The organism is Loktanella salsilacus (assembly GCF_024206795.1).
Lineage (GTDB): Bacteria > Pseudomonadota > Alphaproteobacteria > Rhodobacterales > Rhodobacteraceae > Loktanella > Loktanella salsilacus.
The window spans coordinates 58,994-83,972 of record NZ_CP072995.1 but is presented as its reverse complement, the minus strand read 5'-3'; the positions used below and the strand labels follow the sequence as shown (position 1 = coordinate 83,972).

The following is a 24,979-nucleotide window of genomic DNA, read 5'->3' as shown; positions in this document are numbered from 1 at the left end:
GGTATGTATGGCGACTTATGATTTCATATTTGACGGGCTGGGCCTGCGCAATTGGTGTGGTGCCAGCGGCGACGACAGCGGCGGCATGACATCAATGGCGCAATTGCTGGCGCAGACATCTGGCAGCGACGTCGTGGTATCGCCTTGGGAAACGCCTTTCCCTTCGATGGACGCCATGCACGAGGCCTGTACGTCTTTTCCGCAGTCGCGCGCGCTGACCAGCGGGCTAGAGGAAGGTTTCCTATCGATCAAGAACGGCCTGAAGGTCGTCGTCGATCCACTGACACAACCGCTAAGCTGGGCGCTGAACGAGGCGCTTTGGGTGATGCAGGTGGTGCCGTGGTTCATCATGATCCCGCTGCTGATGCTGATTTCCTATGTGGTCAGCCGGGAATGGAAACTGGTTGGACTGGTCGCGATCTGCTTCGGCTTCCTCGGTTTCGTTGATTACTACAGCTATACAATGCAGACGCTGGCCATCATCTTTGTCTGTGCGCTGACCTGCGTCGCGCTGGGGGTGCCCATCGGCATTGCCATGGCCCGCAGTGACCGCGTGCAGCGGATCATGATCCCGATCCTTGATATGCTGCAGACCCTGCCGCCCTTCGTCTACCTGATCCCGCTGATCTTCTTGTTTTCGGTAACAGAGCCAAAGCTTTATGGGATCGCGATCATCCTCTACGCCATCGTGCCCGTCGTCCGGTTGACCGATCTGGGCATCCGTCTGGTCGATCCCGACGTGATCGAGGCAGCAGACGCGTTTGGCATGACCAAACGGCAAAAGCTGCTCAATGTGCAGATCCCGCTGGCCTTGCCGAACATCATGGCCGGCGTGAACCAGACCATCATGATGAGCCTTGCGATGGTCGTCATCGCCTCGCTGGTGTCGGCCCCCGGGCTGGGCGTGCTGGTGCTGCGCGGCATCCGGTCGCTTGAACTGGGCGTCGGTCTGCTGTCAGGCCTTGGTATCGTACTGCTTGCGATCATTCTGGACCGCGTCACCAAGGCGGCACTGGCCCGCATCAACGTCAGCCAGTCGCGCTAAGGGGTAACGATTATGAACGATACAAGCATCAAGATCTCGATCCGAAAGCTTTACAAGGTTTTCGGTGACGATCCGCAACCTGCGCTGCAGTTGGTCATGGACGGCATGGGCAAGGCCGAGCTTCTTGAAAAGCACAATCATGTCCTTGGCCTGAACGACATCAATGTCGATATCCCGGCGGGCAAAACCACGGTCATCATGGGCCTTTCTGGGTCGGGCAAATCCACGCTGATCCGCCACCTGAACCGGCTGATCGAACCCACGGCGGGCGAAGTCTGGGTCGATGACGACAATATCCTGGAATACACCGACACGCAGCTGCGGCAGATGCGGCAGCACCGCATGTCGATGGTGTTTCAAAAGTTCGCTTTGCTGCCGCACCGGACAGTGTTGCAAAACGCAGGCCTAGCACCTTCGATCGCGGGTCAGAACGAACGCAAATACGCCGACGAAGCGCGCCGCTGGCTTGACCGGGTCGGTCTTGCGGGTCAGGGCGAACAATACCCGCACCAGCTTTCGGGCGGGATGCAGCAACGGGTCGGCATCGCGCGTGCGCTGACGAGCAATTCAGACATCATGCTGATGGACGAGGCATTTTCGGCACTTGATCCGCTGATCCGGACTGACATGCAGGATCTTCTGAACGAATTGCAGGCCGAGCTGCAAAAGACGGTCGTTTTCATCACCCACGATCTGGACGAGGCGTTGAAACTTGCGGACCACCTTGTGATCCTCAAGGACGGCTCTGTCATACAGCAAGGCGAGCCGCAGCATATCCTGCTTAATCCAGCTGCCCCCTACATCGAAGACTTCGTCGCTGACATCAACCGCGCCCGTGTGCTGCGGGTCCGGTCCGTCATGGGTACATTTCGCGAGGCGGGCAATTATGCCGGCGACATCGACCACCACGATACGCTGGAATCCGTGATCGCAAAGTCCGAAGGCGACACGAACCTAAGCTACCGTGTCATGCAGGACGGTAAACCTGTCGGCCTGCTGGACATGCGTAAACTTGTCCGCGCACTGGTTCCGTCTGAACGATCCGTTGAGCGCGAAACACCTGATCTAAGCGACTTGCAGTCCAAGTCAGCTGAGACCGACGCGGCGTTATCGCAGTAATTGTCCCGCGCGGATCTGCGCGCGGGATTGAAATGATGACACTGCGGGCATTTGCCCGCAGTTGGCGCGGCTTCGCCTAGGACATCACAAAGATGCGGGTGATAAGACCCCTACTGACCCAAGGCGGTGCCGACGATCGAAGGGGGTTTTACCCCTCAAGCACGCCGATGACGGCATCCGCACCTGCGGGACTGGTGATCGCCATCGACAAGGGCGTCGCGCCCCCTAGATCGGGGTTCGGCTTTTCCAGAAAGCGCATGACCAAAATCCCGTTGCCGCTATAAAACTTGTCCGCGACGACATACGCACGGGCAAGATCATATAGCGTGCGGCTTTTGGCAGGGCTCAATGGCTGCTTCTCTGCCTTGGCGCGGCGCAGCGCGCGCTCTGCAATCAGGTTCAGGTTGGGTACGGCGTGCATGACGTTTAAGATATTATCGACCGAGGATGCTGGCAGCCCCTTCGCCACAGCGCATTCAAGTGACGCCCTGTCGTTTATTTCTTCCGGAAGCCCTAAAAGCTCCGATATTCGATCTGCTGGCGTCATCCGTATCAAGTTAACATTCAAGTCGTGTCTCCTTTTAGGTGACCTACTGCCGACTGACTTTTGAAGTTTGATAGGTGGATCGTCTTTAATGCCAGTCGGAATATCCGCCCCTTACATCACCAAAGACCAAATAACCACCGCACCGGCAAAGACTAGCTTTGGCCGGTGCGGTGCATGACGCCGTTAGTCGCTGATGGACGACCTGATCTTCTAACCTTTGGCAGAACCCAAAGCTTAGAACTTCGCGACCAGATTGAGGAATACACCTTGGTCGTCATAGACAAGATCCGTCAAATCGTCAGAGAATTGCGAAAAGTTGTAGCCAAGGCCGATCTGCATGTTGGGATGCACCTGCTTGAACGCCGCAACCAAAGCGCCGCGATCCTGCGTGCCGGCGTCGACAAGTGTCAGCTGACGCACTTCGGCCAGAATATCCCAATCATGAACAAGGTGATACCGGGCACCCAGCACCGCAAGCCAAGCATCGTTGCGCGCAAATGTGTCCGCCGGATCAACCGCTGTCTCGGCGCTGCGGTAGCCAAGTTTGCCGTTCACGGTCCAGAACCGGTCCACGTCATATGATCCGTCCAGACTGACCACGTGACTGCGTTGAACCGGGCCGGTGTCATCCGTGCCGTCCAGTGTCTGACCAATCTGGTCATCCAGATAGCGATACCGCGCCAGAATATTCAGACGGTCGTCCTCTACGGGTCGCAGGGCATAACCAATGCTGACGTCTGTGTAATCGCCGTCGCGGAAGGACGTCTCGTCGCTGCGTGAACGCAGGGCTTCGGCCTTGGCAATGATGCGCTGTGCGTCGTCAAGTTTGTAAGACAGATTGGCGGCCACCAGCACTGTGTCGTTATCCAGCGGATCGCCTGATAGGGTGCCATTTTCGGTGCGGTATTCAACGCGCGCTTGCGCCGACAGCGTGTCGCTGGCGTAGCGTGTCCCGAAGGAATACGCCCGGCGATCAAAGTCATTATCGCTGCCATCCTGAACCTGACCAAGCTCTATCGCGACGGTGTACGTCAGCTGTGCGTTGGCGGCGTAGGTCACACCGTAGGCAGAGGTCAGCGAGTCCCGCTGCCCGAACATGTCGTAGGTGTTTTCCCCAAAGATCGACAGATCCGATGACAGATCACGCCGTCCACCGACAACCACGCGGCCCCGGTCACGGCCGACCAGATCGACATCATCCAGATCACGGCCCGGCTCGAGCGTATAGCCGATGTACTGTGTATCGCCATCGCCCCCTGTTCGCGTGGCCAGCACACGTGCACCTGCACCCTGCGTGCCATCCGAAACTTCGCCTTCGAGCACCCAGCCAGTGCCGGTGTCATAACTTAGGCCAAGACCAATGCGGTCATCTGCGTCTAGCCCGTCGTTCTGCACCGTTGTCTGGCCAAAGACATAGACTTCGCGCTTGTCATCAAACGCATAGTTCAGCCGGGCAGCGACGTCGGTGCGGCTGCCGTCTTCATCCGTGTCGTCCCGGTCCAGCCTTGCGGCACCTAGCGTATAAGACAGAGTGTCCGACAACTGATGCGTCAGCTCGACTTCGCCCTCTAGGTCGCTATCGCCCGCTTGGTTGGTATAGCTGTCATAGCGCAGCGCGAGGGTCGTCGTCTCGCCGACCTTTACATCGGCGAAAACGCCCCAAAGATCTTCGTCCCCGGTGTTGTCCGTGACCTGCGTATCAAGAGAGGAGAACCCCTCTTCGCGCTGTTCGGCATAGCCGCCGACGACACCCTCGCCGCCAAGGCCAAGATCGACCAAATCAGCGCGGCCTTCGACACGCACCGACTGGCCGCGGCCCGTCGCGGCTGTTTCCGTCTCGGACGTCAAGCCGCCGTTATAGGACAGCAACGTATCTAGCCCTTGGCCTTCGCTTTGGGCGGCCTCCACGCGCACATAGGTGCGTTCTGTCGGGGCGAATAGAATATCGCCGCCAACCAGCGTGTGGTCACGCACGCCTGTATCGTCACGCGCCGCCGAGGCACCGACACGCAGCTGCGGTGAAACCCAGCCTTCTACCCGCGCGCCGGTCGCATAGCCATCAACGTCGCCCGCAACGGGCGTATATTCATACTGCGCAACCAGCACGACGTTATCGCGGCCTGTGCCTGTGGCAGACACCAGCCCGTTCCCGGCAGAGCCAAACAACGGCTGCACCAAGGTGATAACACCCTGAATGTAATTGATCTGGTAATCGACACCCGGCACCAGAAGGGTGCTGTCGATCACACGGTCAGACTCGGGATCGCGCACCTGAACATAGACTTGCTCTGTCCCCTGCCCGATGTCCTGCTGACGCAGAAAATAGACGGATCCGCCGGTGCCGCGAAAGGCTTCGCGCTGCGGGATCATATCGGGCTGGGCGGCATGCGCGGTCGCCTGATAGCGCGGTGTGCCAAACACGGTCTGGTCGCGCGCTTCGACATGGGCCTGCAGGCCGTAAAGCGTGCGATCGTTACGCACGAAGGCGTTGTCGCCCAAAGCCGCGACAAAGTCGCCGAACTGCACGAAATTACCTTCGCGGGCGACCCGGACGTAGATTTTGCCAGAGGTCGGGGTGCGGTCGATGATTTCGGAATCGTCACCAAAGGTCGGATAGTAATCGGATGGGTCAACGCGACGCAAAAGCTGGCGCGGGTCCTTCTCGTCCAGATCGCGGAAAATATCCTCTAGCGGGCCCTCGCCCGTGTCCACGGACGCGGTGACGGCGTAGCCGCTTGCTGTTTTGCCGTCGATAAAGCCAGCGATGCGGCCTGTCGCATAGGTATCGCTGCTATCATCGCGGCCACCCGTGCGGTAGCCAAAGGTCAGATCGGCCGTGCCAACGCTGAACCAATCCGCTGCCGGAATGTCGATATCGCGGGTCAGGTCGACACGCTGGCCCGGCCCGGCCACATCGACATCAACCTCGTATTCACCTTGCGGCAGAATGCGTTGGATGACGAACCGCCCGTCTGGGTCCGGCCGCAACGTCTCGCCCAAGGCCCGCACGGTTGCGCCCGGCACGACATTGGCCCCCGACACAGTGACCGCGCCGCCGAAAACAGGAATGCGGCGACGGCTGGCGGTATCGCGGCCTTCTTCCACATCGCGCACGCTGCCGGACGGCAGGGCCACGCCCAAAGGTTGCGGGGCTGTTTCATCAAACCTACCGTTGGCGTCATAGACGCGGTGGACTGCGACCAGTTTGCTATCTTGCGGCAGATCAACCGTGACCTGTCCGTTCACGTCAACGGGCAGGATCGATACGGTGCGCGGCCCGCCCACGGCTTCAAGGTCGATGATCCGCATTTCAGCCCGCGCGACATAGGCCGGGTAGTTCATCGCCGATTGCAGCGTCACAGGGCCGCCATCTGTCTGCGTCGACTGTTCCAGATCAAGCCGCGGCACCGCGCCCAAACCATCAAACGTCACGCGAATATCGGCTTCGGCCAAGGCGATATCGACCTTGCGCACCTTTTCGATGACTTTTGCATCCCCAGCGATGGGCGTGCCGTTCAGCGAAATGGCAAACCCGGTGGCGGGCAGGCTTGGTTTTTCTGTGTTTTCACCAACAGGCAGCGCGATGACATCACCCGCATTCGTGACCTCGCAGCCAATCGGAAGCGGCAAGATATTGGCCCCGCAATCCTGCGCCAAAAGCCCTGAGCCAAGCCCAGACAATGCCGTCGCCGCCATCAAGGCATTGCGGATCGCGCGCGTGCGATAAGATTTCTGCATGGGTTTCTCCATCTTATTGCAGCGCCTGAATGGTGCGTTCGATCAGCAAACGGTATCGGCCGGTTTGGCGCCACCGGACGCGGATAATCTCTTCAACCGCGTCCATGCGCGCCCGGGCCAGCGCACGGTCTTCGCCTTGCAGATAGTAGCTCAGACGCAGCACCGACGGCACGTCACGGATCTGACCGATCAGGCTGTCGACACCGGCCGGTAGGGCCGGGATCGGGGTCGCTGTGCCGCTGACAAAGGCCTCAGCGGTTAGGTCGATATCGACGACATTGGCGATGGCTGCACCAAAGTTCATCTTGGTCACAGTGCCTGGCGTCAGGCGCACAACACGGGGGTTTTCCGTGGTGACGCGGTAGCCTGTTGGCAATGTGCGCGTGTCCAGCTTCAGTGTGAAGTTCGACCCAATATCGGCAGGCAGTTCGGCGCAAGGGACGCTAAAGCGGCCAAAGGCATCCGTGGTGATGATCGTGCCGCTTACCGTCGACAAGCGCACCCCGGCCAGACCGGGTTCACCCTGCGGAAGCGCGGTGATCGCGGGATCGTTCTTACCGCCGATATAGGTCTGGTCGGTGATCTGTGCCCGCGAAACCGATGTCGGCCCATGCTGATAGCCGTTCATGTTGCGATCATCATAGACCTTGCCGATTACGTCGCCGCAATCAAACACCGCTTCTGGTCGACGGGTCACAGTCGCCTCTGCCCGGTTCGAGATGATATTCTGCCCCGGATCAAGCACATAGGCCGTGTTGGTCAGGTTGCCGTCGCCGCCCGTGACGCGCGTATCAAGGGTGATCGTCACCTTCTGCAACGGCCCAAGCGTGATGTTCTGCCACTCCAGCAGACGGCCACTTACGACCGGCTGCGGCGTATCAGCCCCGTCATAGCGGGCAGAGCCGGGCGTAAAGGCCAGCCCATCAGGCAAGCTGTCGATCAGGGTCAGACCCGTTTCAACGCTTTGGTTCATGTTCTCGAAGGTCAGGGTATAGCCGACCGTCCCGCCCAAAATGGCCGTTTCCGTATTGGCCAGTTTCACGACCCTGACATCCGCATCCGGAAGCGCCGGCACGGCAACAGCGCCAGATACGCCGTCGACGATCCTATCCGTCTTTGCCAGCGCCACATTTTCCTGCGCGGGATAGCCCGCAGTCGGATCAATAAGCACGGTAAAGGTAATCGCACCCGTCTGACCAACAGCAAGATTCACATCGCCGCTTAGGGTATCAATATTGCTTTTGCCATTGAAACCCGCCGCACCGCTGCCGGTCCCCTCGAACCCGGATGCAACGGGCCGCGTCACCGCGATAACCCGTCCCGGGGAAGCAAACGCCTGCAGATCGTCAATGACCTGTAGCCCGGTTTGCGTGACCGTTCCGGTGTTTTCTACTTCAATTGTGAAATCAATCGCCACGCGGTCAGCCGCCCGCCGTTCCCAAGTTCCAGCGGACTTGGTGACTGCGATGGATGAAATCCCGTCAAGCAGCAGTACCGTGGGATCGTCAGTGGTATTGCCGTCGTCATCCAGACCGTTGTCCGAACTATCAGTCAGCGCACCGCCCGCCGTCGTCTCGACTGTGGCAACAGCCGAGTTGATCAGGCCGCCCGCGTCCAGATCTTCTTGGGTCAAAGTGTAGGTGACTTCGAACAGGTTCGTCGCGCCAACATCCAAAATCCGCGCATCATTGCCCGATACAAAGACAACCGCCCCGGAATCGCGCGGGTTTCCAGCCATATCCGTCATCGTGTCGGTGACGATCAGTTCAGTCAGGGTCACATTGCCGGTGTTCTCGACCGTGATTTGATAAACGACGACATCACCCACAGCACTGCCCGTCTGGGAAAGCACCTTTGTGACTTCCAGCCCTGGTGCAGTCGAAATTGGCAGCAGCGTTGGGTCGTCCAAAGTATTGCCGTCACCGTCCACGCCGTTGTCAGACACATCGGTCAAAACCACCCCGCCCGGCAAAGTGCCGGCCACGGTCGCGGTATTCGCCAGACCGCCCGCGTCGATATCGGGCTGCGTCAGCGTATAGCTCAGCGTCCAGACACGGTTTTCCGTTGGCAAAAGCGGATCGGTCGCAACCGCAGGATCCACCAGCACAGGTGCCGCGCCCGTGATCGCTGTGTCATCCGCCCGCGTGAACGTGTCGCTAATCGTCAGGTTGCGCAGGCTCACGTTGCCCGTGTTCACCGCCGTCAGCGTAAACACCACCGGATCACCCGCAATCAGGCCGGAGGTCGTCAGCACCTTCGTCAGTTCAATCCCCGGCACCGCCGCAATCGGCAAAGCCGTCGCATCGTCGGCTGTGTTGCCGTCGCCGTCCACGCCATTGTCCGACACATCGCTGATCGGCGCATCCGACGGATCTAGACCCGTCACTGTCGCCGTGTTCACCAGCCCGCCCGCATCCAGATCGTCCTGCGTCAGCGTGTGGCTCAGCGTCCAGACCCGGGTCGCATTCGGCAAAAGTGGATCGCCCACAACCGCAGGATCCGCCAGCACAGGCACCGCGCCCGTGATCACGGACCCGTCCGCCCGCGTGAACGTATCGCTGATCGTCAGATCGCGCAGGCTGACGTTGCCCAGATTCTCAGCCGTGATTTCAAACACAACCACATCGCCAACAGCAGACCCCGTATCGCGCACGACCTTTGTCACCTCTAGCGCAGAGACATTGATCGGTCCCGGCACAATAACGCTGCCTTGCGCCGCGACCGGATTCCCCTGCGCATCTTCGCCCGCCACGAAGGCGGTGTTCGACAGGCTGCCCGCATCCACGTCCGCCTGCGTCACCGCGCGGCTGACAGAGCACTCGCTGTTGCTCTCGCCCGGCGCGAGTTCCGCCACCGTGCAGCTATAACCCGCGTCAATCGACGGGTCCGTCACCACCAGATCGAACAGCGTCAGGTTGCCGTCGTTGCGCAGCACCAGATCAAAGGTCACCGTGCTGCCCGCCAGACCAAAAGGCGACACGCTCGGCACCTTGGACAGGCTCAGCGCATTGCGCGCCGCGGGCGTGTCCAGCGTCAGCGTATCCGTCGCCGTCCGCCCAGCCCCCGTCGGGGTGATCGCGCTGACATCGGCCGTATTGACCAGCGTCCCCGCATCCACATCCGCCTGCGTCACCGTATAGGTGTCGGCGCAAATCAGCTGCGCACCCGGCTCCAGCGCCGCAGCCGCACAGGCCAGATCCGGCAAAAGCGCATCCGTCGCCGCGACAGACCGCAGGCGTTGATTGCCCGTATTCTCGATCGTCAGCGTATAGGTCAGCACCTGCCCCGCAGCCGTGATCGGCAGCGTCGCCGCCGATTTCACCAAGGTCAGGGCCGAGGTCACATCCGCAGCAGAGACCACCCGCGCAGGGCGCGAGGACACAAGCGTCGTATCACCGTCCGCACCGAACAGTGTCGTGGCCACGGCCTCGTTTATCACTTGGCCCCGGTCCAGATCGTCCTGAGTGACCGTATAGGGCGCCGTACAAACCACCGTATCGCCAGACGCCAGATCGCGCGTGCTGCCCTGGCTGTCAAAGCAGACCACCGGATCAGCCAGCAGCGTATCCGTCACGCTCACATCGCGCGCAAAGGACACATTGCCCGTGTTTTCCACGATAAACTGATAGGTCAGCACATCACCCACCGCCGTGAACGCCGTGCCAGCCACGCCGTTCACCTGCACAAGCGCCTTGCTTACGCCCAGCGACGGCACACCATCAAGCGGCACAGTTTCGGATGTAATCGGGCTGCGCACCGGACCCGCGATCGCCCGCGCCGTATTGGTCACAGCCGTCAGCGTCACGTCATTGCCCGTCACCGTATAGGTGCTTTCGCAAATCGTCTGCGCGGCGGGCGCAAGCCCGCTTGGCAGCACCGGACAGCTGACCGCCGTCAGGTTGTCGGTCACCGTGATCGCATCGGTAATCGTCGTATTGCCGGTGTTCGTCACCACGTAATTATAGGTCACAACCGCATCGATGACGAAGTACTGCGCCTCGATCACAGAAGACGTCGTCGTGCCGTCAAAGATCGACACCGCCGTCTTGACCATCTCTAGCGCGGGCGTCTGCTGCGCCTGCACCGTCACGCTGCTGGGCGCACTGGCGACCGCGCCGCTTTGCGCCAGCGCCGTGTTCGTCACGCTGCCCGCATCGATATCGGCCTGCGTCACCGCATAGCTTGCCGTGCAGCTGGTCCGCGCCAGCGGGGCCAGCGGGCCTGCCGGACAGCTGATCGTGCCGCCCGCATCCGTGATCCGCGCATCCACAATCGTGATGGCATCGGTCAGGGTCACGTTGCCCGTGTTCGTCACGTCAAAGCGGTAACCCAGCACATCGCCGACCGCGCTGAACGTCGGGCCACCCGCCGTCAGCACCTTGACCAGCCGCAGCGCCGGGGTTGCCGGAATCGTCAGCACAGCCGGGTCCACCGCCGGGTTCCCGTCGCCGGCATCCGCATCCACCGTCTGCGCCGTTACCACCGTGCCGCCGGGCGCCGTGCCCGTGGCCACCGCGATATTGGCGATCCCGCCCGCATCCACATCGGCCTGCGTCAAACGATACGTCGCGCGCCAGATCCCGGTTTCATTCACCGCCAAGGTGCCCGCAGGCGAGTTTTGATCCGACGACCGCAGCACCGGACCACTGGTCAGCGTCAGCGCTGTCCCATCCGCCCGCGTCAAGGTGTCAGAGGCGATCGCGACACTGCGCAGCGTCACATTGCCGGTGTTCGTCACGTTGATGTCAAAGACAACCAGACTGCCGACCGTCACCGGACCGCTGCTGATCACCTTCACCGCGGCCAGCGCAGGCACCGCCGCAATCGGCAAAGCCGTCGGATCGTCGGCTGTATTGCCGTCGCCGTCCACGCCGTTATCCGACACATCGCTGATCGGCGCATTCGACGGATCAAGACCCGTCACCGTCGCCGTGTTCACCAACCCGCCCGCATCCAGATCGACCTGCGTCAGGGTACGGCTCAGCGTCCAGACACGGGTCCCGTTCGGCAGAAGCGGATCGCCCGCAACCGCAGGATCCGCCAGCACAGGCACCGCGCCCGTGATCACGGACCCGTCCGCCCGCGTAAACGTATCGCTGATCGCCAGATTGCGCAGGCTGACATTGCCAAGGTTTTCAGCCGTGATCTCAAACACAACCACATCACCAACCGCAGAGCCCGTGTCGCGCACGACCTTTGTCACCTCAAGCAAAGGCGCAGGCGTGATCGGCAGCAGCGTCGGATCGTTCAGCGTATTGCCGTCACCGTCCACGCCGTTATCCGACACGTCACTGCGCGTGCCGCCGCCGGGCAAAGTGCCGGTCACGGTCGCCGTATTCGCCAAACCGCCCGCGTCGATATCGGGCTGCGTCAAGGTATAGCTCAGCGTCCAGACACGGCTTTCCGTTGGCAAAAGCGGATCAGCCGCAATCGCAGGGTCCACCAGCACAGGCGCCGCACCCGTGATCGCTGTGCCATCGGCCCGCGTGAACGTGTCGCTCAGCGCAATGTCCGACAGGCTCACGTTGCCCGTGTTCACCGCCGTCAGCGTGAACACCACCGGATCACCCGCAATCAGGCCGGAGGTCGTCAGCACTTTCGTCAGTTCAATCCCCGGCACCGCCGCAATCGGCAAAGCCGTGGCATCGTCGGCTGTGTTGCCATCGCCATCCACGCCGTTATCCGAGACATCGCTGATCGGCGCATTCGACGGATCAAGACCCGTCACTGTCGCCGTGTTCACCAGCCCGCCCGCATCCAGATCGTCCTGCGTCAGCGTGTGGCTCAACGTCCAGACACGGGTCGCATTCGGCAAAAGTGGATCGCCCGCAATCGCAGGATCCGCCAGCACTGGCACCGCGCCCGTGATCACGGACCCATCGGCCCGCGTAAACGTATCGCTGATCGCCAGATTGCGCAGGCTGACATTGCCAAGGTTTTCAGCCGTGATCTCGAACACAACCACATCGCCAACCGCAGAGCCCGTGTCGCGCACGATCTTTGTCACCTCAAGCAATGGCGCAGGCGTGATCGGCAGCAGCGTCGGATCGTTCAGCGTATTGCCGTCACCGTCCACGCCGTTATCCGACACGTCACTGCGCGTGCCGCCGCCGGGCAAAGTGCCGGTCACGGTCGCCGTATTCGCCAGACCGCCCGCGTCGATATCGGGCTGCGTCAAGGTATAGCTCAGCGTCCAGACACGGCTTTCCGTTGGCAAAAGCGGATCGGTCGCAACCGCGGGATCCACCAGCACAGGCGCCGCGCCCGTGATCGCTGTGCCATCCGCCCGCGTGAACGTATCGCTCAGCGCAATGTCCGACAGGCTCACGTTGCCCGTGTTCACCGCCGTCAGCGTAAAGACCACCGGATCACCCGCAATCAGGCCGGAGGTCGTCAGCACTTTCGTCAGTTCAATCCCCGGCACCGCCGCAATCGGCAGAACCGTGGCGTCGTCAGCTGTATTGCCGTCGCCATCGACGCCGTTATCCGAGACATCGCTGATCGGCGCATTCGACGGATCAAGACCCGTCACTGTCGCCGTGTTCACCAGCCCGCCCGCATCCAGATCGTCCTGCGTCAGCGTATGGCTCAGCGTCCAGACACGGGTCGCATTCGGCAAAAGTGGATCGCCCGCAATCGCAGGATCCGCCAGCACTGGCACCGCGCCCGTGATCACGGACCCATCGGCCCGCGTAAACGTATCGCTGATCGTCAGATCGCGCAGGCTCACGTTGCCAAGGTTCTCAGCCGTGATCTCGAACACAACCACATCGCCAACCGCAGAGCCCGTGTCGCGCACGATCTTTGTCACCTCAAGCAATGGCGCAGCAGCAGGGCCCGGCACGACAACAGTCACATTGGTTTCGACCGCATTCCCCTGCGCATCTTCGCCCGCCACGAAGGCGGTGTTCGACAGGCTGCCCGCATCCACGTCCGCCTGCGTCACCGCGCGGCTGACAGAGCACTCGCTATTGCTGTCGCCCGGCGCGAGTTCCGCCACCGTGCAGCTATAACCCGCGTCAATCGACGGGTCCGTCACCACCAGATCGAACAGCGTCAGGTTGCCGTCGTTGCGCAGCACCAGATCAAAGGTCACCGTGCTGCCCGCCAGACCAAAAGGCGACACGCTCGGCACCTTGGACAGGCTCAGCGTATTGCGCGCCGCAGGCGTATCCAGCGTCAGCGTATCCGTCGCCGTCCGCCCAGCCCCCGTCGGGGTGATCGCGCTGACATCGGCCGTATTGACCAGCGTCCCCGCATCCACATCCGCCTGCGTCACCGTATAGGTGTCGGCGCAAATCAGCTGTGCACCCGGCTCCAGCACTGCAGCCGCACAGATCAGATCCGGCAAAAGCGCATCCGTCGCCGCGACAGACCGCAGGCGTTGATTGCCCGTATTCTCGATCGTCAGCGTATAGGTCAGCACCTGCCCCGCAGCCGTGATCGGCAGCGTCGCCGCCGATTTCACCAAGGTCAGGGCCGAGGTCACATCCGCAGCAGAGACCACCCGCGCCGGGCGCGAGGACACAATCGTCGTATCGCCGTCCGCACCGAACACTGTCGTGGCCACGGCCTCGTTTATCACTTCGCCCCGGTCCAGATCGTCCTGAGTGACCGTATAGGGCGCCGTACAAACCGCCGTATCGCCAGACACAAGATCGCGCGTGCTGCCCTGGCTGTCAAAGCAGACCACCGGATCAGCCAGCAGCGTATCCGTCACGCTCACATCGCGCGCAAAGGACACATTGCCCGTGTTTTCCACGATAAACTGATAGGTCAGCACATCGCCCACCGCCGTGAACGCCGTGCCAGCCACACCGTTCACCTGCACAAGCGCCTTGCTTACGCCCAGCGACGGCACGCCATCAAGCGGCACGGTCTCGGATGTAATCGGGCTGCGCACCGGACCTGCGATCGCCCGCGCCGTATTGGTCACAGCCGTCAGCGTCACGTCATTGCCCGTCACCGTATAGGTGCTTTCGCAAATCGTCTGCGCGGCGGGCGCAAGCCCGCTTGGCAGCACCGGACAGCTGACCGCCGTCAGGTTGTCGGTCACCGTGATCGCATCGGTAATCGTCGTATTGCCGGTGTTCGTCACCACGTAATTATAGGTCACAACCGCATCAATGACGAAGTACTGCGCCTCGATCACAGAAGACGTCGTCGTGCCGTCAAAGATCGACACCGCCGTCTTGACCATCTCTAGCGCGGGCGTCTGCTGCGCCTGCACCGTCACGCTGCTGGGCGCACTGACGACCGCGCCGCTTTGCGCCAGCGCCGTGTTCGTCACGCTGCCCGCATCGATATCGGCCTGCGTCACCGCATAGCTTGCCGTGCAGCTGGTCCGCGCCAGCGGGGCCAGCGGGCCTGCCGGACAGCTGATCGTGCCGCCCGCATCCGTGATCCGCGCATCCACAATCGTGATGGCATCGGTCAGGGTCACGTTGCCCGTGTTCGTCACGTCAAAGCGGTAGTCCAGCACATCGCCGACCGCGCTGAACGTCGGGCCACCCGCCGTCAGCACCTTGACCAGCCGCAGCGCCGGGGTTGCCGGAATCGTCAGCTCTGCCGGGTCCACCGCCGGGTTGCCGTCGCCGGCATCCGCATCCACCGTCTGCGCCGTTACCACCGTGCCGCCGGGCGCCGTGCCCGTGGCCACCGCTATATTGGCAATCCCGCCCGCATCCACGTCGGCCTGCGTCAAACGATACGTCGCGCGCCAGATCCCGGTTTCATTCACCGCCAAGGTGCCCGCAGGCGAGTTTTGATCCGACGACCGCAGCACCGGGCCACTGGTCAGCGTCAGCGCTGTTCCATCCGCCCGCGTCAAGGTGTCAGAGGCGATCGCGACACTGCGCAGCGTCACATTGCCGGTGTTCGTCACGTTGATGTCAAAGACAACCAGACTGCCGACCGTCACCGGACCGCTGCTGATCACCTTCACCGCGGCCAGCGCAGGCACCGCCGCAATCGGCAAAGCCGTCGGATCGTCGGCTGTATTGCCGTCGCCGTCCACGCCGTTATCCGACACATCGCTGATCGGCGCATTCGACGGATCAAGACCCGTCACCGTCGCCGTGTTCACCAACCCGCCCGCATCCAGATCGACCTGCGTCAGGGTACGGCTCAGCGTCCAGACACGGGTCCCGTTCGGCAGAAGCGGATCGCCCGCAACCGCAGGATCCGCCAGCACAGGCACCGCGCCCGTGATCACGGACCCGTCCGCCCGCGTAAACGTATCGCTGATCGCCAGATTGCGCAGGCTGACATTGCCAAGGTTTTCAGCCGTGATCTCAAACACAACCACATCACCAACCGCAGAGCCCGTGTCGCGCACGACCTTTGTCACCTCCAGCAAAGGCGCAGGCGTGATCGGCAGCAGCGTCGGATCGTTCAGCGTATTGCCGTCACCGTCCACGCCGTTATCCGAGACATCGCTGATCGGCGCGTCCGACGGATCAAGACCCGTCACTGTCGCCGTGTTCACCAGCCCGCCCGCATCCAAATCGTCCTGCGTCAGCGTATGGCTCAGCGTCCAGACCCGAACCCCGTTCGGCAAAAGCGGATCGCCCGCAACCGCAGGATCCGCCAGCACAGGCACCGCGCTCGTGATCACTGTCCCATCGGCCCGCGTAAACGTATCGCTGATCGCCAGATCGCGCAGGCTGACATTGCCAAGGTTTTCAGCCGTGATTTCAAACACAACCACATCGCCAACCGCAGACCCCGTATCGCGCACGACCTTTGTCACCTCAAGCAACGGCGCAGGCGTGATCGGCAGCAGCGTCGGATCGTTCAGCGTATTGCCGTCACCGTCCACGCCGTTATCCGACACGTCACTGCGCGTGCCGCCGCCCGGCAAAGTGCCGGTCACGGTCGCCGTATTCGCCAGACCGCCCGCGTCGATATCCGCCTGCGTCAGCGTATAGCTCAGCGTCCAGACACGGCTTTCCGTTGGCAAAAGCGGATCGGTCGCAACCGCGGGATCCACCAGCACAGGCGCCGCGCCCGTGATCGCTGTGCCATCCGCCCGCGTGAACGTATCGCTCAGCGCAATGTCCGACAGGCTCACGTTGCCCGTGTTCACCGCCGTCAGCGTAAAGACCACCGGATCACCCGCAATCAGGCCGGAGGTCGTCAGCACTTTCGTCAGTTCAATCCCCGGCACCGCCGCAATCGGCAGAACCGTGGCGTCGTCAGCTGTATTGCCGTCGCCATCGACGCCGTTATCCGAGACATCGCTGATCGGCGCATTCGACGGATCAAGACCCGTCACTGTCGCCGTGTTCACCAGCCCGCCCGCATCCAGATCGTCCTGCGTCAGCGTATGGCTCAGCGTCCAGACCCGGGTTCCGTTCGGCAGCAAAGGATCGCCCGCAACCGCAGGATCCGCCAGCACAGGCACCGCGCCCGTGATCACGGACCCATCGGCCCGCGTAAACGTATCGCTGATCGTCAGATCGCGCAGGCTCACGTTGCCAAGGTTCTCAGCCGTGATCTCGAACACAACCACATCGCCAACCGCAGACCCCGTATCGCGCACGATCTTCGTCACCTCAAGCAATGGCGCAGGCGTGATGAGGAGTTCGGCAGGGTCATCAAGGGTATTGCCGTCGTCATCAATGCCGTCATCCGAGACGTCAGCCACAGCGATGTTCGCCGGTGTCTGGGCCGCAAAGGTCAAACTGTTCGTGATCCCGCCCGCATCGATATCGGCTTGTTCAAGCGTATAAAGGATGTCGTAGGTCCAAGTCTCGCCGACTTCGAGCACGTCCGGCAGCCCAGCGTCGCCGCCTGTTTTAACGGGGACGGGCAGCGGCGTGATCGCCGTATCATCAGCGCGGCGCAGGTCATCCGTCAGCACGACATTGCTAAGGGTCACATTTCCCGTATTCGCAAGCGTCACACGGAAGGTGACCACGGTGCCGGCAACGGCCGGGACAGTCAGCGGCTCTAGCGTTTTTGTGCCTTCCATCGCGCCAGCCTGCTGGAGCGTGACGGTCGCGGGGTCCTCGTTATCGCCCGTGCCCGTTCCGGCCAGATCGTCGACATCGGTGCCATTTGGATCCGTCGCAGTCACGGTCAGAACGTTGGACAAACCACCAGCGTCGATGTCGTCTTGCGTTAGTTCATGCGTCGCGCTGTAGGTCCAGACTTCCCCGACGTCGAGGATATCGGGGTTCAGTGTATCACCGCCCGTTTTGACAAGCGCAGGCGCAGGCGTGACGACGGTGCCACCGGACCGGGTCAGCACGTCGTCAAATGTGACGGAGGACAGGCTGACGTTTCCGGTGTTCGCCACCGTGATCGCATAGACAATGTCATCGCCAACCGCGGCAGCGCCCGTCGGCTGTGTGGCGACAGATTTGGTTGCCAAAAGGTCCGGCGCTGGCAGCGCGACAGAGACGCTTTCCTCTGCGACAGCAGACGGATTCACCCCGTCGGGGCTAACGCTAGACAGGGTCGCCGTATTGGTCAGCGGCGTGTTTGCGTCCACATCAGCCTGCGTGACCGTATAGGTCGCGGTCAGCGTCACGCTTTGCAGCGGGACCAGACTTGCAATCGCGCCACTATTGGACAGCGTCAGTGCAGATGTACCGCTAGCAGAGGTGTGCTGGTCACCAACGCTGATATTTGTCAGCGTCGTGTTCCCAGTGTTCGTCACCTGATAGCTATAAGTAATGACCTGACCTTCCACGACCAAAGCATCATCATCGGCCAGCTTGGTCAGGGTCACAGCGCTGACACGGTCGGCGGCGACAGTTTGCGTATCCTGAGAGGTGAGCGGCGTCAGCGGGTCAAGCGGATCTGCAATCGTCACATCCGCGATATTGGTGACGAAGCCGGCGTTCACGTCGGCCTGCGTCGTCAGATATGTGCCGCGGCATTCGATCGCATCGCCCGGCAGAAGGCCGGTGGCGGGAAAAGCGTCACAGACCAAATCCGCCGCGGGGATTTTGTCATCGGTCAGCTGAGGCAGGTCCGTCAGCGTGATATTGCCCTCGTTAGCAATCACATAACCATAGGTTAGCGCGACATCCGTCGTGCTGAAACTGGTCTGATCAACAGATTTCGTCAGCGACACCTTGGGTTCGCGCACAGGTCCGTTGCTGATCAGGTCAGACGTTGCAGGCGCCAGAGTCGTACCCGGCGCGCGCGGGTCAGCCGTGACGCTGCCTTGGTTCGCGACGGTATTATCATCGATGTCAGTCTGCGTGACCGCGTAGGTAAACAAACAGCTGTCATCGATATCACCCGGCGCCAGCGGCGCGCTGACGTTGCAGGTTCCCGCAACAAGGCTGTCAGTGACGGCGACATTGTCTAGCGTGATGTTTCCGGTGTTCGTGACCGTCATCCGGAAGGTCAGAACCTCGCCAACCGCATTGTAGACAGGCGGGTCGATGACGGTGCCGTCAGAGTCGATCTGCTCTTTCAGGATCGTTACGGCGGGCAGCGGCGGATCAAGATCCTGCAAGTTGGTCACGGAGCCCAAGACGTCATCGCCCTGCGGGTCTGTGGCCTGCGCGGATGCGGTGTTCGACAAGACGTCGTCTGCGTCGATATCGGCCTGCGTGACCGTATAGGTCCCGGTGCATTCCACGAATTCCGTGGGAAGCAGGGTGATATTGGTACCGCTTGGGGCACAGGTCAGCGCAGGAATAAGAGGATCTGTGACGACAACACCGCGCAGCGTTTGGTTGCCAGAGTTGGTGGCACGGATCGTGTAAGTCAGCGCGTCCCCGGCAACAGCAACCGCAGGTCCAGTTGTGACGGCCTTGGTCAGGGTCAGGCCCGGGGTTTCCGCACCCGTGATCGTGACTTCGACCGCGCTGGATTCGACGGGGATCGGGCTTGGCGACAGACGCGCAAAGGTGGTCTGGGCGGTTGCTTCGTTCGTGACGAAGCCCCGGTCCAAGTCTGCCTGCGTAACGACATAGGGCAAGCCCAGATCGAAGGTATTACAAGTATAGCGGTCGCCGATGTTGAAATCTTGTGCCGGGTCACGTGGACGGCATTCGAAATTCCCCAGTTTGTCGTCCTGAATAAAGACCGGCTCGACAAGTGCGACACCGCTCTGACCAGGTTCCCGCACGGGGTTGATGACGGTGAAGCTATAGTAAAGCTTGTCTCCGACCGCAGAGAATGTAGCCCCTACAGGGTCCGCGACCTTTTCGACGTCAACGGCAGGCTTTGCGTCGACAGGATAGATCGCAACGGTCTTGGGGGACGTAATGGTTGCGCCATTAAAGGTGCCGCTGGCGGATGCAGTGTTCTGAACAGAGCCAAGATCAAGGTCGTCGCTGACCACCGTATAGGTCGCGGTACAGGTGGTGGATTCGCCCGGTGCAAGCGCGCCGCTCGCGGGTTGGGTACAGGTCACCGTCGTGCGATTGTCAGCGACGCTGAAAGGTCCGCTAATCGTCACGTTCCCCGGCGTGCCCGGTCCGGTCAGCGGGTTTGTAATGACATATTGGTAGGTCAGAACCGTGCCGGCCTGAAAAGCGTTCGCAGGTGTGACGTCTGTGATTGTCTTGGCAATGACCAGACGCGGGTTCTGAACCGCGTTAACGGTCGCCGTCGCATTGGGCGAGGTGACCGCTGCGCCGTCAAAGGTCGTTGTCGCGCTTGCCGTATTGGTAAAGAAACCCGCGTCCAGCGCGGCTTGAGTCGCATTCCATGTCGTCTCGCAGGTGGCAGAGGCACCGGGGGCCAGACCCGCAGGCGCACAGGTCAGATTAGCCGGAATATTGACGTCATTGATGATGGTATCGGCGGTCGTTGTGACGTTACCGCTGTTTGTGACGATGAACTGATAGACAATCGGCGCATTCAGGACGGAAAAACTGGACGGCGTCAATGGTTTAACCCGCTTGACCAGCGACAGCGCAGGCAGCTGGTCAGCATTTGCGCGGACGGTATCCGTCGCAGAGGTCACAGCCGCAGTACCGCCGGGATAGGTGGCAGAGGGGACGACGGGCTGCGTCACACTGGCAGAGGCGATATTGTCAAAATAACCGCGGTCCAGATCGGCCTGCGTGACCTTTTTGCTGCCTGTGCAGGTCAGGGTCGCCAAAGGCGCAAGGCCGCCAGCCGGAAGCGCCGGACAAACTGCGGGCACTGCGGCGTCGTTAATCGTGATCGGCTGAGTCAGCGTGATGTTGCCCGCGTTCTGGACAACAAAATTATAGCTGACGGTCGCGCCAACGGTGGCAAAATCATCGCCCGCAGCAATCTGCTTGTCGATGCTCAGCGCTGGCAGCTGCGCAGGACCGGCAAGCGTCAGCGTGTCTGATCCGCTGACAGGGCCGCCGCGCAGGCTTTGTGCTGTGGCCGAAACGGTGTTGGACAGGGTGCCCGCATCGACATTCGCCTGCGTCACCACAAGCGGCGCGGTCGTCATCGGCGATGTGTCATCACAGAGCGTCGTCGACGCCCCGGGCAAAATCGGCCCCGTCGTACAGGCAAAGCCAGTCAGCGGATCGCTGACCGCGACAGAGGTCAGGGTCACGTTACCTGTGTTAAACACCTCGAAGGTGAACACTTCGCTAGTCCCTGTGGCACTGAAGACGCCATCGGCAGAGGATTTTTCGATCCGCACGGCAGGTGCCGCAGCAGGACCACTTGCGATGGCTGTATCTTCGTCAAAGGCGGCGATGCCATTGCCGCCCGTCGCATCGACCCGCGCCGTATTGGTAAACGTACCGGCGTCGACGTCATCTTGGGTGACTGTGTAGGTGGCGGTGCAAGAGTTATCGACCTCTCCTGGCTGCAAATCAGGGACGTTGCAGACAAGGTCAGGATCAAAGAACGCATCGGTGATCACGACGCCAGTTTGAGTCACGTTACCGGTGTTTTCGACTTGGAAGGTAAAGACGACAGGATCATTGGCAGCGGCGTATGCGTTGCTGGCCGCTTTTGTCAAAGCGATGGCTGAATTCAGGGTCGGGCCCGCAACCGTGACGGAATCCAGCTGCGGTGTCACGTCGTCGGCAACGGCCTGCGCCGCGTTGACGTAGTCGCCCGCATCGATGTCGGCCTGTGTAATCGTATAGCTGCCACGGCAGCTGTCATCCGTCGCGGTCGGCACAAGGGACGGAATTGTGCAGGACAGGCCCAGCACTGAATCGGTCACAACGACATTGGTCAGCGTCAGGTTGCCGTCGTTTGTGACCGTCAGCGTATAGTCGATCACGTCGCCGGGTGCGTCAAAGCTGGTGACGCTGGCGGTCTTGTCGAACGTCAGAACCTTGGTCGCAGCGGCCGGATCAATCGCGATGCTGAGATCATCGGTGCGTGTCGCCTGCCCGCCTTGCGGTCCGGTGCCGACAGCGGTGACCGTATTGTCGATCATGCCGCGGTCCAGATCGGCCTGCGTGACCGTATAGGTGCCCTGACATGTCTGCGGTGAACCCTGCTGCAGATTGCTGATCGGGCAGGACAGGCCCGGAATAAGCGGATCGGTCAGGACGACACTGGTCAATGTCTGCGCGTTCAGGTTCGACACTGCGAACGAATAGGTAATGACCTCACCGACAGCCGAAAACGCCGAAGGACCAGATTTAACAACGGTGAAATCCGGCACGTTGGATGACAGCACAACCGCTGTCGCTGTTGCTGATTGCACAAGCGTCGTATTGCCATCGCGCGTGAAGTCAAAACTGGCGTGCGCGGTGTTTGCATAGCTGCCGGTATCCACATCGGCCTGCGTCAGCGGAACAGAGGTGCCGAGACAGTCAAACGACTCTGTCGGGGCTAACACGGCTGGCTGGGCACAGCTGAGGGTCGCGGGATCAATCTTGGCGTCGGTGATCGAAATCGGCTGTAGATCGATGATGTTCGTCTCGCCGCTGTTGGTCACGGTGAAACGATAGTCGATGGTGTCACCGACATCTGCAAAGCTAGCGGTCAGCGCGGTCTTGGCCAGCGACAGGCCCGGCGTGCCATTTTGCGGAATCGTGGCGCTGTCTGTGTTGGATTGGGTCTGGCCGTCCGTGGCAAAAGCGTTGTTCGTGACAAGCCCGTTCAGAAAGTCGGCATTTGTCACAACATAGGTCGCGGTACAGGTCAGCGTGTTGTTTGGCGCAGTTGGCGATAGCCCACCAGCAGGCAGGGCTGGGCAAGACACGGCCGTCTTATCGTCGGTCACAGTGATGGGCGCCGTGATCGTCACGTTGCCCGTGTTGGTGACAGTATAGGTGTAATCGACCGGCAGACCGGGTGCGAAATCTTCGGGTGCGATCGTCTCAGCGACCTTGTCCATCGTCAGGGCAGGCAAACGCTGCGCATCGACGCGCAGGCTGGTTGTCACGGGTGGAACGGCGCCGCCCAGTGGGCCGGTGCCATTGGCGGTCGCCGTATTCACGACTTGCCCGGCGTCCAAATCTTGCTGCGTGACACTATAAGTGGCGCTGGTGCAGATGACCGACGCGCCGGGGGCCACGACACCCACGGGGCAAGTCACCGCAACCTTGTTATCGGTGACAACCGGATTGGTGATAGAGGCATTGCCGGTGTTTTTCAGCACATACTCGTACACAAGTGGATCGCCGACCGCGGTAAAAGGTGTCACCGTGCCGGCCTTCAGGCGCTTTACGATGCTTTGCGACAGGGTCAGCGTCGCGGGCAAAGAATGGGAGTCGTTTGCCGAACGGGTCACGCCATTGATCGTGATTGTGGCCGTGGCGGTGTTGTCGATCTGTCCGCGGTCAATATCGGCCTGCGTCACACTATAGTTCACAGTGCACCGCACAGTCGCACCGGGCGCCACGGTGCCTGACGGACAGCTTGCCGGGGCGGTCACTGTATCGGTGACAGTCGGCGGGCTTGGCCATGTCACGTTGCCCGTATTGGTCACGTCGAACCTGTAGGCGATCACGGCACCCACAGCGCTGTAAGTCGTCTGAACCGCTGTTTTGTCGATCGTCAGCGTCGGCAAAGCGGCCGGACCGGGGACATTCGCAGTCGCTGTGCGGGACACCTGTGTGTTGCGCGGGTCCGTGCCACGCACCGTCGCCGTATTTGTCAAAGGCTGGTTGCTGCGCGCAAAGGCATCCACATCGGCCTGCGTGGTCCGGTACGTGCCGGTACAGGTCGCGGTATTGACGGTGTTGGTGGTCGACAGGGGCAGCAGAGTGCCGATCGTACAGGACAGTGCCGGAATTTTCGGATCCGTCACCACGACGTTCGTCAACGTCGTGTTTCCCGCATTCGTCGCGGTAAATGTATAGGTGATCGTCTGGTTGATGGCGGTAAAGCTTGTGGGGTTTGCCGTTTTCGACAGGTTCAACACCGAATTCTGCACCGGCCCGGTCAGCGTCACAGTATCTGTGAAACTACCAAGTTGACCGAAAGCCGGGGTCGCGCTGCTGGTCGCGATATTCGTCAGGGTCCCGCGATCTACGTCGGCCTGTGTCACCGTATAAAAACCGACGCAATTTGCCGTCGCCAAGGTGCTTGGATCAGCGCCCGGATTGGTTTTAGCCAAGGTCGTCGTGTCACAAGATACGCTTGGAATCTTATTGTCCGTGACGCCAACACTTGTCAGCTCGACAGAGCCAATGTTGCGGACAGTGTAGTCATAGCGCAGAACATCACCCACAGCAGAGAATGTCGTGCCTGCGTCAAAGCGTTTATCAAATTCCACACCCGGCGCGATGGTCCGAAGGCCAGTATCCTGCAGGGAACTCCCATAGGTGAAATCCCAAAAGTTGTCGTTGGGATCGACGTCAAAAACTTGGTTCGTTATCTTGCCGGTCTGCAAAATGTTGCTGAGCAGCGCCGTGTTCGTCGAAGAGAACCAGCCTGTGTTCAGCGTATTGTTGCCAAAGCCAGTTTCAAACCCGCGCGACTGTGCACCGCTCAAGTCTGTTTTTTCAGTGGTAAGGGCGGACCAATTGCCGATATTCACGCCGTTTACCAGCAAAGAGATATCGTTAAAGTCGAACCCGTTACTCTGAGTGTCACCATCGTACGCTGTCAGGCGCACGTCCATGCGCGCAATGGCCCCGCCAAAATAGGTCGCACAATCAGAGAAACCGCAGTTCAAATTGATCGCGCTGTTAATCGTGAACGGGTTGCCGCGAAACGCCGTCGGTGTCCCGTTAGAGTTGTATCCGACGTAAGCACCAGATGGATCGCTGAATTGGTAGTAAATGTTGCCATTCACACCCGTTAGGATCGTCACGACGCCGCCAGCCTGTGGATACTCTGACGGCAACGTAACGCCCGTTGTGGGAACGGTCATTGTAAATGTCGTGGCTGACACATCAGTCGGCGAAAGTAGAAGCAAGGCAGAGGCGAAAAGCCCGCAGATCTGTGATTTAAACGCAAACTTCATAACAGATCTCCAGCCGTACATCCCTTCTCTTTCTCATTATTTCACCCTTTTCTCTATAGCTCGGCATCTGCGTTAAGAGAATTTTAAGGCAATTCAACCAAACGTTGCAGTTCAGCATCACAGTGTTTTGACCTGCGCCAAGATATCGCGCAGAAGATGCAATGTATGTTTTCAACGACCGCATTTGGACCGC

At 60.8% G+C, this 24,979-nt stretch carries 5 protein-coding genes; 2 read left to right on the top strand and 3 right to left on the bottom strand.

Going from position 1 to position 24,979, the window contains the following annotated elements; translation table 11 throughout:
- Positions 1 to 7: 7 nt before the first annotated feature.
- Both KBW81_RS16850 and KBW81_RS16845 read left to right on the top strand, forming a co-directional pair.
- Positions 8 to 1,045, top strand: coding sequence for an ABC transporter permease (locus tag KBW81_RS16850; RefSeq protein WP_090190913.1), 1,038 nt, complete (start codon positions 8 to 10; stop codon positions 1,043 to 1,045).
- Positions 1,046 to 1,057: 12 nt separating this feature from the next.
- The gene (locus KBW81_RS16845) at positions 1,058 to 2,164 is read left to right on the top strand and encodes a quaternary amine ABC transporter ATP-binding protein (RefSeq protein WP_254249306.1); all 1,107 of its coding nucleotides are present in this window, start codon (positions 1,058 to 1,060) and stop codon (positions 2,162 to 2,164) included.
- A 148-nt stretch (positions 2,165 to 2,312) separates the two neighbouring features.
- On the opposite strand, the gene KBW81_RS16840 is transcribed toward KBW81_RS16845, so the two are convergent.
- From KBW81_RS16840 to KBW81_RS16830, 3 genes are all read right to left on the bottom strand, one after another.
- The gene (locus tag KBW81_RS16840; protein WP_254249305.1) at positions 2,313 to 2,585 is read right to left on the bottom strand and encodes an antitoxin Xre/MbcA/ParS toxin-binding domain-containing protein; all 273 of its coding nucleotides are present in this window, start codon (positions 2,583 to 2,585) and stop codon (positions 2,313 to 2,315) included.
- A gap of 360 nt (positions 2,586 to 2,945) precedes the next feature.
- Positions 2,946 to 6,449 carry a hypothetical protein gene (locus tag KBW81_RS16835; RefSeq protein WP_254249304.1) on the bottom strand — a complete coding sequence of 1,168 codons (3,504 nt, stop codon included), beginning with the start codon at positions 6,447 to 6,449 and terminating at the stop codon, positions 2,946 to 2,948.
- Between the two features lie 13 nt (positions 6,450 to 6,462).
- Entirely contained in the window at positions 6,463 to 24,693 is an 18,231-nt protein-coding gene (locus KBW81_RS16830; protein WP_254249303.1) for a DUF11 domain-containing protein, read from the bottom strand.
- Positions 24,694 to 24,979: the final 286 nt, after the last annotated feature.